7 protein-coding genes and 1 pseudogene are annotated in these 14,009 nt (G+C 69.1%); all 8 read left to right on the top strand.

All coding sequences use genetic code 11. The features are described from left to right. Positions 1 to 14: 14 nt before the first annotated feature. The 8 genes and pseudogenes from G6N67_RS06980 (at position 15) to G6N67_RS07015 (ending at position 14,008) form a co-directional block, all read left to right on the top strand. Complete coding sequence (locus tag G6N67_RS06980; protein WP_036433444.1) at positions 15 to 1,832, top strand: Hsp70 family protein; 1,818 nt, start codon at positions 15 to 17, stop codon at positions 1,830 to 1,832. 8 nt (positions 1,833 to 1,840) lie between these two features. Beyond that, the gene (gene iniR / locus G6N67_RS06985; protein WP_036433443.1) at positions 1,841 to 4,318 is read left to right on the top strand and encodes an isoniazid response ATPase/transcriptional regulator IniR; all 2,478 of its coding nucleotides are present in this window, start codon (positions 1,841 to 1,843) and stop codon (positions 4,316 to 4,318) included. Between the two features lie 280 nt (positions 4,319 to 4,598). Further along, a pseudogene (locus G6N67_RS06990) lies at positions 4,599 to 7,663 on the top strand (heterodisulfide reductase-related iron-sulfur binding cluster). Positions 7,664 to 7,784: 121 nt separating this feature from the next. After that, positions 7,785 to 9,059, top strand: a complete 1,275-nt coding sequence (locus G6N67_RS06995; RefSeq protein ID WP_036433439.1) for a pyridoxal phosphate-dependent aminotransferase — start codon at positions 7,785 to 7,787, stop codon at positions 9,057 to 9,059. Positions 9,060 to 9,117: 58 nt separating this feature from the next. Then, on the top strand, positions 9,118 to 10,347 hold the full coding sequence (locus G6N67_RS07000; RefSeq protein ID WP_036433438.1) for a YibE/F family protein: 1,230 nt from the start codon (positions 9,118 to 9,120) through the stop codon (positions 10,345 to 10,347). Positions 10,348 to 10,389: 42 nt separating this feature from the next. Continuing rightward, complete coding sequence (locus tag G6N67_RS07005) at positions 10,390 to 10,911, top strand: 2Fe-2S iron-sulfur cluster-binding protein (RefSeq protein WP_036433436.1); 522 nt, start codon at positions 10,390 to 10,392, stop codon at positions 10,909 to 10,911. Next, the gene (locus G6N67_RS07010) at positions 10,908 to 11,900 is read left to right on the top strand and encodes an FAD binding domain-containing protein (RefSeq protein WP_036433435.1); all 993 of its coding nucleotides are present in this window, start codon (positions 10,908 to 10,910) and stop codon (positions 11,898 to 11,900) included. Before G6N67_RS07005 ends, G6N67_RS07010 begins: the two co-directional genes overlap by 4 nt. Beyond that, entirely contained in the window at positions 11,897 to 14,008 is a 2,112-nt protein-coding gene (locus G6N67_RS07015; protein WP_036433433.1) for a xanthine dehydrogenase family protein molybdopterin-binding subunit, read from the top strand. The genes G6N67_RS07010 and G6N67_RS07015 overlap by 4 nt, the downstream gene beginning before the upstream one ends. The last annotated feature ends 1 nt before the right edge of the window (position 14,009 follow it).

Consider the following 14,009-nt stretch of genomic DNA (forward strand, 5'->3'; position numbering starts at 1 on the left):
AGGAGTGACGCCTGATGACCGACTCACTGGGGTTGTCGATCGGGATGACCAACCTCGTGGCAGCCCGCGAAGGCCGCCCACCGGTGCTTCGCCGATCGATCCTCACGCTGTTCAATGACCGTGCGCCCGTGGTCGGCGACTACCCCGGGCACGGGTTGGCGTTGACAGGTTTCGTCGACCGCGTGGGTGATCCGGTGCCCATCGTCGCGGCCGACGGCTCCCAGCACCGCGGCGAACTGGTACTGGCCGAGGCCTTGGATGCCATGGCCCGCACGGTCGACGGTGGCGCCCCGATCACCATCGCGGTGCCCGCGTACTGGGGTCCGGGGGCGGTCGGCGCACTGCGCGGTGCGCTGCGAAACAAGCCGTCCCTGGCTCCCGACGGCGTACCGGCGACGTTGGTGCCCGATTCGTTGACCGCACTGGCCGCGCTACGTGCCAACCCCGGATTGCCCGCCGACGGCGTGGTGGTGTTGTGCGACTTCGGCGGCAGCGGTACCAATGTCACGTTGGCCGACGCAGGCGCCGACTTCGCCACCATCGGGCAGACCGTCCGCTTCCCGGAGTTCTCCGGCGATCAGATCGATCAGTCGCTGCTCAACCACGTGATCGCCGGGGTCGCCGCGGCGGGCAACGCCGACCCGGCGGGCACCGCAGCGGTCGGTTCCCTGGCACGGCTGCGCGACGAATGCCGTCAGGCCAAGGAACGGCTTTCGGCGGAGACCACCGCGGTGGTGCCCGTCGATCTGCCCGGGTTCACCTCCGATGTCCGGGTCACGCGTCCCGAGCTCGAGCAGCTGGTCGCCGAACCACTGTCCGGTCTGCTGAGCACCATCGAAGACACGTTGCAGCGCAACAACATTCCGCAGAGCAGCATCGCCGCCGTCGCGACCGTCGGCGGTGGTGCCGCGATTCCGGTGGTGACGCAACGCCTTTCGGAGCGGCTGCAGGCACCGGTGGTCACGGCGCCGCTACCGCAGTTCGTCGCGGCAGCCGGGGCCGCGGTGGTGGCCGATCGGGTCGCCGAAGCCGGCGCGCCCACCGGGATGGCGCCCGGGATCGTCGCGGCCGACGCCCCGACCGGCATGGCGCCCGGGATCACCGCGGCCGACGCGCCCACCGGGTTGGCACCGGGCCTCAGCGGCGCGGACGCCCCCACGGGCATGGCCCCCGGCGCGGACCCGTCGAACTTCAGCGCGTTGGCCTGGTCGCAGGACGACGTGCCGACCGAGGAACCCGTGCCGTACGCGGGTGCCGACTACAGCTCTGATTACGCCGACGCTGCTACGGGCGCCACCGCGGCGCGTCCGCCGATCGCGTTCACCCATGACGAGGAGACGTTCGAGGCCGAGCCGGGCCCGCTGCCCTGGTACAAGCGCCCGCCGATTCTGTTCGGCGCGGCCGCCGCGGCCGTGCTGCTCGCGGCAGGCGGGCTTGCGGTGACGCTGACCAGCGGCACCGGTGATTCCACGCCGGTGACCGAGACCAGCACCACCTATTCGATGGGTCCGTCGCCGGAAGGCCCACCGCCCGAACCGATCACGACCGTGACGGTCGGCCCGGACGGCCAGGGCACCACGACCGTCGTAGTGCCTCCGCCGCCCCCGCCGAGCAGCACCACGACCACCGAGTCGACCACGAGCCCTACCACCACGACGACGACCACAACCACGACGACCACAACGACCACCACGACGACACCGACGACCACCACGACGCGGACCACAACGACGACGACCCAGCCGCCGACCACCACGAAACCGCCGACCACGACGCAGCCGCCGGTCACCACGACGGTGGAGGTTCCGGACAACTCCGGCGAAGGCGCCTGACAGTCGCGATGGCCGAGACCGGGCCGGAGCGCCTCGCGAATCTGCCCCCGGCCGCCCGCGGGGCTGTCGGAGCCGTGTTGGACGCCCCCGCACTGCCGGTCAAGCTGCTGTTCTCCGGCGGTATCGGCACCGGCAAGAGTTCGGTGCTCAGCGTCGTTCGCACGGCGCTACGCGATGCCGGGCAGGTGGTGCTGACCCGGCCGCCACGTCCCGAAGACGCGCCCGATGCCGCGTTCGTGGTCGACGACGCGCACCTGCTCGACGACGCCGACCTCGACCTGCTCACCGAACGGGTCAGCGACCCGGCCGCGACCGTCGTCGCAGCAACGGCGCCGTTGGTGCATCGGCAGGCGTTGTCGGCGTTGATCACGGCCGCCCAGCGGGAAAACCCGGTGGTGTCGCTGGGTGCCCTACCGGCCGCGGAGGTGAATCGCATCGTCGGGGCCGCGACTCCGGAGGCCGGCAGGTCGGTGCTGGCCGCGACCGCAGGCTTGCCGTTCCTGGTCGACGCCGCGGCGAATTCGCCCGCCGCAGCCGAGGACGCCGCCCGGTACGCGTTGATCGAACGGTTGCGCGGCATCGACGACCGCACCAGGGACACCCTGCTGATCACGTCGTTGAGCCAGGATCTGGGGTCCGACGACGTCGCGGCAGCCCTGCACCTGACGGGCGCCGAGGCACTGGCGGTCGTCGACCGGGCGCGGGCCAGCGGCCTGCTCGAGCCGTCCCACGACCGTGCGTTCCTGCGCCTGGTGCACGCCTGCATCGCCCAGATCGCCGGCACCGCGCGCCATCACGAGCTCGAAACCTCGCTGCTGACTTCACAACTGGAGTTGTCGACGCTGTCGGCCGACCTTGCGGTACGGCTGGCCGAGCACGGGCTGCGCGATGACCGTCTGGCCGAGGCCCTGGCCGAGTACGCGGCACGGGCGCGCACCCGTCCGGCACAGGCCGCGCGCCTGTACCGCGCCGCGGCCAGCGCGGGCGCCACAACGCTGAGCCCGCGACTGGCCGACGCGTTGGCGCTGACGGGCGACTGCGCGACCGCCGGACGGATGACCGACGAGCTGCTCGGGTCCGACGATCCTGCCGAGCGCGCAACCGCTGTCCGCATCGCCGCGAGCATCGCGATGCACGACGGCAGCGCAGCCCAGGCCGCCGATCTGTTCCGCTGGCTGGGTCCGTATCCGGATGCCGGGGTCAGTTCGGCCGGCGCGACGGCTTTTCTCGCCGCGGGCGACCTGGCCTCGGCGCGCACCGCGCTGAGTGCCGAGGACGCCGGTCCGCCCACGTCGACCGCACGGGCCGCGCGCAGCCTGGCCGACGGCCTGGTGATGTCGCTGGATCAGCCGTTCGCACTGGCCATCGCGCGCCTGGGCCAAGCCATCACCGCCGAACAGCAGGTCACCGCGGTGTCGCCGGACACCCCCGCGGCCCTGGTGACGCTCGGCGCGTTGCACGGCGGCGACGCAGTGCGCGCACGCAGCGTGATCAGCCGGGCCGTGCGCGCACACGACGGCGATACCGCGTTTTCGCAGCACCGACATCGACTTTTGCTCGGCTGGGTGCGCATGCAGGACGGCCAGCTCGCGGCCGCTACCGCGGACGTCTCGGCGGTCGACACGGCAGCGCTGCACCGGCGCGATGCGTTGTGGGCGGCTGCGCTGCGCACCGGGATCGCGCGGCGCAGTGGTGACAGCGGGGCAGTCCAGAAGCACTGGTATGCCGCGATGGAAGTGCTCGCCGAATACTCGATCGACCTGTTCGCACTGTTGCCGCTGGGCGAGCTGTGGGTCGCCGGCGCCCGGATGCGCCAGGTCGACCGGTTGCAGCACTCCCTGAACGAGGCCTTTGCGCTGCTGGAAGCCCTGGGTAAGCCCGTGCTGTGGTCGGTTCCGCTGCACTGGGCCGGGGTACACGCCGGGATCCTGTCCAACTCCCCCGACGCCGTCGCGCCGCACGGGCAGGCGTTGACCGCAGCCGCGGGCCACAGCACATTCGCCAGGGCATTGGCACATGCCGGACGCGCGTGGCTGCGTGTGCTGGCCAACCACGTCGACACCGACGAGGTCACCGCAGCGGCGCGGTCGCTCTCGCAATTCGGCCTGACCTGGGACGGCACGCGGTTGGCGAGCCAGGCCGCGCTGCAAACCCCCGACGCCCGCATCTCGCAGGCCATGCTGCAGCTGGCCCGCGACCTCAAACAGACTTCGGCCGTCGACGAGCCCCCGGCGGGCGAGATCGTCACCGCCGCGGCACCGATGCCTGCGGCGCCCAGCGGTTCACCGGCGAAACTCTCGGATCGGGAGCGCGAGGTGGCCGAACTACTGTTGCTCGGGATGCCCTACCGCGACATCGGCGGCCAGCTGTTCATCTCGGCCAAGACCGTCGAACACCACGTGGCCAGGATCCGCAGGCGGCTCGGCGCGGAGTCCCGCTCCGAAATGCTGTCGATGTTGCGAACGATGCTCGCGGCCGAGAACTGACGGCGCGAGTCGGTGCCACGGATCGACGGCAGCGACGAAGATCACACGGGATCGTGGCGTAACTACACAGATGGCGTGTGACGAGGACCGGAGTCGATCAGGGCGAAACGCTGCCGTGCCCCGTCACCCTGCCGCTTCCCGTGCAGATAGTTAGTTAGGTCAGCCTTCGTAGCGGTCTGCGGGCCCGTGATGTAACTATGAGCAGGCATTGAGCCTAAGTTACCCACTGGTAACATAGTGCATGTTACTGACGGGTAACCGATAAAACCGGAGGCAAGCGGTGGAAAACACCCTCGAACACACCCTAGTTTTGTCGCGGCTGATTGTCGGGCTGCTGGCCACGGTGGTGGTGTTGGGTTTCGCTGCCAAGCGGGTGTGGTGGCTGACCAGGCTGATCAGCTCGGGGCAGAAGGTCGGCGATGAGCGGGGCCGCAAGGACCATCTGGTTCAGCGTTTCCTGAATCAGAACAAGGAAGTCTTCGCCCAGTCCAAGCTGCTGAAGTGGTCGATCCCGGGCCTGGCGCATTTCTTCACCATGTGGGGCTTCTTCGTGTTGGCCACGGTGTATCTGGAGGCTTACGGGGTGCTGTTCGACCCCGAGTTCCACATCCCGCTGGTCGGGCGCTGGGCGGTGCTGGGCTTCCTGCAGGACTTCTTCGCCGTCGCGGTGCTGGCCGGCATCATCGTCTTCGCGATCATCCGCATCCGCAAAAACCCCGAACAGCTGGGCCGCGAGTCGCGCTTCTACGGCTCCCACAACGGCGGCGCCTGGACCATCCTGATCATGATCTTCCTGGTCATCCTCACCTACGCGATCTTCCGCGGCGCGGCGGTCAACGTGTTGGGCGAGAACTTCCCCTACCAGTCCGGGGCGTTCTTCTCCGACGCCATGGCCGCCCTGTTGGCCCCGCTCGGGCACACCGCCAACGTGTGGATCGAAACCCTGGCGTTGATGGGCCACATCGGGGTGATGCTGGTGTTCCTGCTGATCGTGCTGCACTCCAAGCACCTGCACATCGGCCTGGCCCCGATCAACGTCACTTTCAAACGCCTGCCCGACGGGCTGGGCCCGCTGCTGCCCATGGAATACAAAGGCAACAAGATCGACTTCGACGATCCCGCCGAAGACGCGGTGTTCGGCAAGGGCCGCATCGAGGACTTCACCTGGAAAGCCAACCTCGACATGGCCACCTGCACCGAATGCGGCCGCTGCCAATCCCAATGCCCGGCCTGGAACACCGGCAAACCCTTGTCGCCCAAGCTGGTGATGATGAACCTGCGCGATCACCTGTTCGCGAAGGCCCCCTACATCATCGAAGGCACACCGATGCCCGAGGACGGCTCGGTCGACTTCGCCGCCCTGGGTGACAGCCTGCACGGCCACGGGGTACCCGAGGACGGCTACGCCCGCATCGAAGGCTCCGGGCCCGCCCAGGCGCTGCGCCCCCTGGTCGGCACCGCCGAACAGGGCGGCGTCATCGACCCCGACGTGCTGTGGTCGTGCACCAACTGCGGCGCCTGCGTCGAGCAGTGCCCGGTCGACATCGAGCACATCGACCACATCGTCGACATGCGCCGCTACCAGGTCATGGTCGAATCCGAATTCCCCGGCGAACTCGGCGTGCTGTTCAAAAACCTGGAAACCAAAGGCAACCCCTGGGGCCAGAACGCCAAAGACCGCACCACCTGGATCGACGAGGTCGACTTCGACGTCCCGGTCTACGGCCACGACGTCGAGTCCTTCGACGGGTTCAGTACCTGTTCTGGGTCGGCTGCGCCGGCGCCGAAGACCGCGCCAAAAAGACCACCAAAGCCGTCGCCGAACTGCTGGCCACCGCCGGGGTGAAATTCCTGGTGCTGGGCACCGGGGAAACCTGCACCGGCGACTCCGCCCGCCGCTCCGGCAACGAGTTCCTGTTCCAGCAGCTCGCCGCGCAAAACGTCGAGACCATCAACGAACTGTTCGAAGGTGTCGAAACCGTCGACCGCAAGATCATCGTCACCTGCCCGCACTGCTTCAACACCATCGGCCGCGAATACCCGCAGCTGGGCGCCAACTACACCGTCGTGCACCACACCCAGCTGCTCAACCGCCTGGTCCGCGACAAGAAACTCATCCCGGTCACCTCCACCGGCGGCCCCGAAGTCACCTACCACGACCCCTGCTTCCTGGGGCGGCACAACAAGGTCTACGAAGCTCCGCGCGAACTGGTCGAAGCCTCCGGGGTGACGCTCAAGGAAATGCCCCGCCACGCCGACCGCGGCCTGTGCTGCGGTGCCGGTGGCGCGCGGATGTGGATGGAAGAACACCTCGGCAAACGCGTCAACGTCGAACGCACCGAAGAAGCCATGGACACCGCCTCCACCATCGCCACCGGCTGCCCGTTCTGCCGCGTCATGATCACCGACGGTGTCGACGACGTGGCCGCCGCCCGCAACGTCGAGAAGGCCGAAGTGCTCGACGTGGCCCAGCTGCTGCTCAACTCCCTGGACAAGAGCGCCGTCACGCTGCCCGAAAAGGGCACGGCCGCAAAGGAATCCGAGAAGCGGGCCGAGGCACGTGCTGCGGCCGAGGCCAAGGCCGAAGCCGCTGCGGCTGCGGCAGCGCCGGTGGTCGAGGAACCCGCTGCCGAGACGGCGTCGGAGGCTCCGGCCGCGGAGGCCAAGCCGGTGACCGGTTTGGGCATGGCCGGCGCCGCCAAACGTCCCGGCGCCAAGAAGGCTGCTCCGGCTGCCGAGGCATCGGCACCTGCCGCGGCCCCCGTCAAGGGCCTCGGCTTGGCCGGTGGTGCGAAGCGTCCGGGGGCGAAGAAGACCGCGTCACCGGCAGCCGAGGCCGCCCCTGCCGCCGAGGCACCGGCCGCTCCCGCGGCACCGGTCAAGGGTCTGGGCATCGCCGGTGGTGCGAAGCGTCCCGGCGCGAAGAAGACCGCGGCTCCGGCAGCCGAAGCTGCCCCCGCCGCCGAGGCACCGGCCGCTCCCGCGGCACCGGTCAAGGGTCTCGGCCTGGCCGCGGGCGCCAAACGCCCCGGCGCCAAGAAGACCGCGGCCGCACCTGCCCCGGCAGCATCCGCACCCGCTGAGGCACCCGCCGCCGAGGCACCGGCCGAGCCGGCCAAGCCCGAACCGCCGGTCGTCGGGCTCGGGATCGCCGCGGGCGCACGCCGCCCCGGCGCCAAAAAGGCCGCGCCCGCCGCGCCGAAGCCCGCCGCCGAGGCACCGGCAGCCGCTGCGCCCGAGGCTCCTGCGGAGACACCTGCAGAGCCGGCGGAGCCCGCCAAGCCGGAACCGCCGGTCGTCGGCCTCGGCATCAAGCCGGGCGCTCGGCGGCCTGGCAAACGCTAGACAGGCATGGTCGAGTGGCCAGTCCTGACGCATGTTCGCCGCGAACTGTGCGTCATGGCTGGCCACTCGGTTTATGTGGGCTTCACCGCAAATTTCAAAACAATTGGACTGCGGTGAGACCATGGTGGACGTGACTACCCATCAGCTGCCGTGGCAGGGCACCGGGCACCACCCCAAGCCACGTGTGTTCGCGCAATCGACCAAGTTGCAGGACGTCCTGTACGAGATCCGCGGACCGGTACACGAGCACGCCTCGCGGCTGGAGGCAGAAGGTCACCGCATCCTCAAGCTGAACATCGGCAACCCGGCGCCGTTCGGCTTCGAGGCCCCCGACGTGATCATGCGCGACATGATCCAGGCCTTGCCGTACGCGCAGGGCTACTCCGACTCCAAGGGCATCCCGTCCGCGCGTCGCGCGGTGTTCACCCGGTACGAACTGGTCGAGGGCTTCCCCCGGTTCGACGTCGACGACGTGTTCCTCGGCAACGGTGTGTCCGAGCTGATCACCATGACGCTGCAGGCCCTGCTCGACAACGGCGATCAGGTGCTGATCCCCGCGCCCGACTACCCCCTGTGGACGGCGTCGACCTCGCTCGCGGGTGGCACCCCGGTGCACTACCTGTGCGACGAGACCCAGGGCTGGAACCCCGACATCGCCGACCTGGAGTCCAAGATCACCGACCGCACCAAGGCGATCGTCGTGATCAACCCGAACAACCCGACGGGCGCGGTGTACAGCCGCGAAACCCTCACCCAGATCGCCGATCTGGCGCGCAAGCATCAGCTGATGCTGCTGGCCGACGAGATCTACGACAAGATCCTCTACGACGACGCCAAGCACATCGCCTTGGCGTCGGTCGCACCCGATGTGCTGACCTTGACGTTCAACGGCCTGTCGAAGGCCTACCGGGTGGCCGGCTACCGCTCGGGCTGGCTCGTCATCACGGGCCCCAAGGAGCACGCGGGCAGCTTCATCGAGGGCATCAGCCTGCTGGCCAACATGCGCCTGTGCCCGAATGTCCCTGCGCAGCACGCGATTCAGGTGGCCCTCGGCGGTCATCAGAGCATCGACGATCTGGTGTTGCCTGGCGGGCGCCTGCTCGAGCAGCGCGACACCGCGTGGGCGAAGCTCAACGAGATCCCCGGCGTCTCCTGTGTGAAGCCTTCGGGTGCGCTGTACGCGTTCCCGCGGCTGGATCCCGAGGTCCACGACATCCACGACGATGAGCAGCTGGTGCTCGATCTGCTGCTGCAGGAGAAGATCCTGCTCACCCAGGGCACCGGATTCAATTGGCCCACACCGGATCACCTGCGTATCGTGACGCTGCCGTGGTCACGTGACCTGACCGCCGCGATCGAACGGCTGGGCAACTTCCTGGCCAGCTACCGGCAGTAACCCGGCGCGGTGACTGTGCGCCCAGTAGGCGGACAGCCCCACCCCATACGCTGACCACGTGACGCATTCGCATTCCCACTCACACTCGCTGAGTGGCCCGGCTCCGCTGGGCCCGCTGGCCGCGAAGATCGTCGTCGGCCTGCTGGTGGTCATCGGGGTGGCGGTGCTCGCCGGTGCGGCGCTGCTGTGGCCCAGCCAGCAGAAGGTCGACATCCCGCTGCCGTTCCAGAATGCCGCGGGCGGTGCGGTGACCACTGAGGCGGGCCATGTGCTGTCCAGCAGCCTGGCCGACTGCGGCAGCCCGTCGGCAGGCGCGGTGCTGACCGCAAATCCCGTGGCCGCGACGCCGGGCGGCGGGCAGTGCGTGCAGAACCTGGTGGCCATCGACTCGGGGCCCAACAAGGGCGCCAAGACCCTCCTGGAATTCAGTGGCGGGCCGGGCCAGCCGAATCTGGCCGCCGGTGACGACATCCGGCTCAGCCGCCAGGTCGACGACTCCGGTGCCACCAGCTACGCGTTCTTCGACTACGAGCGGACCTGGCCGCTCATCGCGCTGGCCGCGGTGTTCGCGATCGTGATCGTCGCGGTCGCCCGCTGGCGCGGATTGCGGGCCCTGGTCGGCATCGTGGTGGCGTTCGTGGTGCTGGTGGCGTTCCTACTGCCCGCGCTGCGCGACGGCGCTCCGGCCGTGCCGGTGGCCCTGGTGGCGTCGGCGGCCATCCTCTACGCGGTGATCTACCTGGCCCACGGCGTCAGCTTGCGTACCAGCGCCGCGTTGCTGGGCACCCTGACCGCACTGCTGCTGGCCGCACTACTGTCCTGGGCCGCAATCGAATTAGCACACCTGACCGGCCTGTCGGAAGATCAGAACAACGAGGTCGCGGCCTATCTGGGCAACGTGTCGATCACCGGATTGCTGTTGGCCGGGTTCATCATCGGCTCCCTCGGTGTGCTCAACGACGTGACCATCACGCAGGCCTCGGCGGTGTTCGAGCTGGCTGAGCACGGCGGAACGCGGCGGTCGATCTTCGTCGGCGCCATGCGGGTGGGCAGTGACCACATCGCCAGCACGGTCTACACCCTGGTGCTCGCCTACGCCGGTAGTGCACTGCCGCTGCTGCTGTTGTTCAGCGTGGCCAACCGCTCGCTCGGCGACGTGCTGACGGGTGAGAGCGTGGCCATCGAGATCGCCCGCTCCGCGGTGGGCGGCATCGCGCTCGCGCTGTCGGTGCCGTTGACGACGGGCATCGCCGCGGTGCTGGCCACACCGACCCCGGCCACCCGCTGACCGCTCGCGTTTGGCATCTCGCTGCCTGGGTATGCGGCGACGGTGAGCCCGCCTGACCACACCACCGACGTCACCTTCGAAGTCGACGGCACCGAGCGCCACCTGACTGTCGACAACCGGACGACGCTGCTCGACGCGCTGCGGGAACAGCTCGGCGTGACCTCACCCAAGAAGGGCTGCGACCACGGCCAGTGCGGATCGTGCACAGTGTTGATCGAAGGCCGTCGCGTGATCAGCTGCCTCGCGTTCGCGGTGACCGCCGACGGCTTGCACATCACCACGGCCGCCGGTCTCAGTCACGACGGCGAACTGCACCCGATGGCACAGTCCTTCTACGACGAAGACGCGTTCCAGTGCGGCTACTGCACGCCCGGCCAGATCTGTTCGGCGGTCGGCATGCTCGACGAGGCCAAGGCCGGCGCCCCCAGCTACGTCACCGAAGACCTGGAGCTTCCGCCCACGCTCACCGACGACGAGATCCGTGAGCGCATGAGCGGCAACCTGTGCCGGTGCGCGGCCTACCCGAACATCGTGGCAGCGATCGAGCGGGCGGCCACACAGTGAGAACCTTCGACTATCACCTGGCCACCAGCCCCGCCGACGCCGTGGCGACCATGGCGCAGCATCCGGACGCGGCGTACCTGGCCGGCGGCACCAACCTCGTCGATCACATGAAACTCGGTGTGGCAGAACCCGACATGCTCGTCGACGTGAGCCGGCTCGAGCTGACGGAGACCGTCACGACCGACGACGGCGTCCGCATCGGGGCGAACGTGCACAACAGTGATCTGGCGGCCGACCCGGTGATCCGCGCGCACTACCCGATGCTGTCGCGCGCCCTGCTGTCCGGCGCGTCGGGTCAGTTGCGCAACGCGGCGTCGACCGCCGGAAACCTGCTGCAGCGCACCAGATGTGTGTACTTCCAGGACGTCACCACGCCGTGCAACAAGCGGACTCCTGGCAGCGGCTGCTCCGCGCTGGGCGGCTATGTGCGCTACCACGCGATCCTGGGCGCCTCACCGCACTGTGTGGCCGTGCACCCGTCGGACATGGCGGTGGCGATGACCGCGCTGGACGCCGTGATCGTCGTCCAAGGTGCCGACGGCGAACGCCGCATCCCGATCGACGACTTCTATCGGCTTCCCGGCGACGAGCCGGACCGCGACACCGTGCTGCGACACGGCGAGCTGATCACCGCGGTCGACCTGCCCGCTGCCCCGCACGACGCGGTCTCGGACTACCGCAAGGTCCGCGACCGCGCGTCGTACGCATTCGCCCTGGTGTCCGTCGGCGTCGAGCTCACCTTCACCAAAACCTTCCAAATCGGTTCGGCACGAATCGCTTTGGGAGGCGTGGCGCACAAACCGTGGCGGGCGCGTCGGGCCGAGGAGATGCTGGCGGGTGATCAGCCGTCGGATGAGACCTTTGCCGCCGCGGCCGACGCCGAACTGGCCCAGGCACAACCGTTGCCCGGCAACGAGTTCAAGGTAGAGTTGGCCCGCCGCACCCTGATCGCCCAACTCCGGGCGCTGGCCGCCAGGGGGCTGCGATGACGTTGCTCGCACCGCACGCGATCGGCACTCCGGTGGCCCGTAAGGACGGGCGCGCCAAGGTCACCGGCACCGCTCCATACGCCTTCGAACAGCACGTCGTCGGGCCGGCTTACCTCCATCCGGTCCAGGCCACGATCGCGCGCGGCCGGGTGGTCGCGATGGACGTCACGGCCGCGCGGGCCGTGCCCGGTGTGCTCGATGTTCTCACGGTGTTCGACGCGCCGCGACTGGCCGACGCCTCCGACGGCGAACTCGCGATCCTGCAGGACGACCGGGTACATTTCCGCGGCCAGCTGATCGGCGGCGTGGTCGCCGAGACCGCCGAGATCGCCCGCAACGCAGCGGGTCTGGTGAGGACCGAGTATGCCGAGGAGTCCCACGACGTCGAATTGACCGGTAACCATCCCGGTCTGTACACGCCCGAATCGGTCAACCCGTCGTTCCCGCCCGACACCGACGACGGTGACGTCGACGCCGCGTCCGCCGCCGCGGACGTCGTGGTCGATGCGATCTACACGACACCGATCGAGCACAACAATCCGATGGAACCGCACGCGTGCATCGCGCAATGGGTGGTGCGGGACGGTCTGCCGGCCATCACGATGTTCGACTCGACGCAAGGCGTTCATGTGGTGCGGAAGACGCTGGCTCCGATGTTCGGCGTGGAACCCGGGCAACTGCATGTGATTTCACCTCACGTCGGCGGCGGCTTCGGGTCCAAAGGTGCGCCACATGCGCACGACGTGCTGGCCCTGATGGCCGCGCAGCGCGCCGGCGGCCGCGCGGTGAAGCTCGCGCTGACGCGCCAGCAGATGTTCGCTCTGGTCGGCTACCGCACTCCGACGATCCAACGGGTCCGGCTGGCCGCCGGCAAGGACGGCCGACTCACCGCGATCGTGCACGATGTCGTCGAACAGACTTCGACGGTCAAGGAATTCGCCGAGCAGACCGCGGTGACGTCACGCAAGATGTACGCCTCACCGAACCGGCGCACGTCGCACCGGCTGGCGGCGCTCGACGTGCCGGTTCCGTTCTGGATGCGGGCGCCCGGTGAATGTCCGGGGACGTATGCCTCCGAGGTCGCGATGGACGAGCTGGCTGTCGCGTGCGATCTCGATCCGATCGAGCTGCGGATCCGCAACGAACCCGAGGTCGACCCGGAATCCGGCAAACCCTGGTCCGGGCGTCATCTCGTCGAATGCATGCATGCCGGCGCGCAGCGCTTCGGCTGGGCGCCACGCGATTCCCGCCCCGGCGTGCGGCGCAGCGGGGACTGGCTGATCGGCACCGGCGTGGCGGCGGCCACCTATCCCGGCATGGCGATGCCGGGCAACTCCGCGAGGATCACCTACGGCGCGGCCGGTCGCTACACCGTGCAGATCGGGGCCGCCGACATCGGAACGGGCACGTGGACCGCGTTGACGCAGATCGCGGCCGACGCGCTGGACTGCGGCGTGGCGGCGGTCGACCTGCAGATCGGCGACACCGACCTGCCGCCCGCGTCGGTGGCCGGCGGCTCGTCGGGCATCACCTCGTGGGGTTCGGCGATCGTGGCCGCGGCCCGGCAGTTCCGCGGCGATCACGGTGAGAACCCAGCCGAGGGCGCGACCACTGTGGCCGAGGCGCCGGAGAATTCGGTCGCCGACAGGTTCACGGTGCAGTCGTTCGGCGCGCATTTCGTCGAGGCCCACGTCAACGCCGACACGGGCGAGATCCGTATCCCGCGCATGCTGGGAGTGTTCTCGGTCGGCCGCGCCATCAACCCGCGCACGCTGCGCTCGCAGCTGATCGGCGGGATGACCATGGGGATGTCGATGGCCTTGCATGAGGAAAGTGTCCGCGACCCACGGTTCGGCCACGTCGTCACACAAGACCTGGCGAGCTATCACATCAGCGCCCACGCGGACGTGGCCGATGTCGACGCCATCTGGCTCGATGAGGTCGACGACGAGTTCAACCCCATGGGATCGCGCGGCGCCGGTGAGATCGGCATCGTCGGCGCGGCCGCGGCCGTGGTCAACGCCGTCTACCACGCCACCGGGGTGCGGGTGCGCGATCTGCCGGTGACACTCGACAAGGTTCTTGCCGGCCTGCCGGGCCGGCACTGAC

The organism is Mycolicibacterium mageritense, from assembly GCF_010727475.1.
Classification (GTDB): Bacteria; Actinomycetota; Actinomycetes; order Mycobacteriales; family Mycobacteriaceae; genus Mycobacterium; species Mycobacterium mageritense.

Coding starts and splice junctions, on each gene's coding strand:
- G6N67_RS06980 (WP_036433444.1), top strand. CDS start 15: ATGACCGACTCACTGGGGTTGTCGATCGGGATGACCAACCTCGTGGCA.
- iniR (WP_036433443.1), top strand. CDS start 1,841: ATGGCCGAGACCGGGCCGGAGCGCCTCGCGAATCTGCCCCCGGCCGCC.
- G6N67_RS06995 (WP_036433439.1), top strand. CDS start 7,785: ATGGTGGACGTGACTACCCATCAGCTGCCGTGGCAGGGCACCGGGCAC.
- G6N67_RS07015 (WP_036433433.1), top strand. CDS start 11,897: ATGACGTTGCTCGCACCGCACGCGATCGGCACTCCGGTGGCCCGTAAG.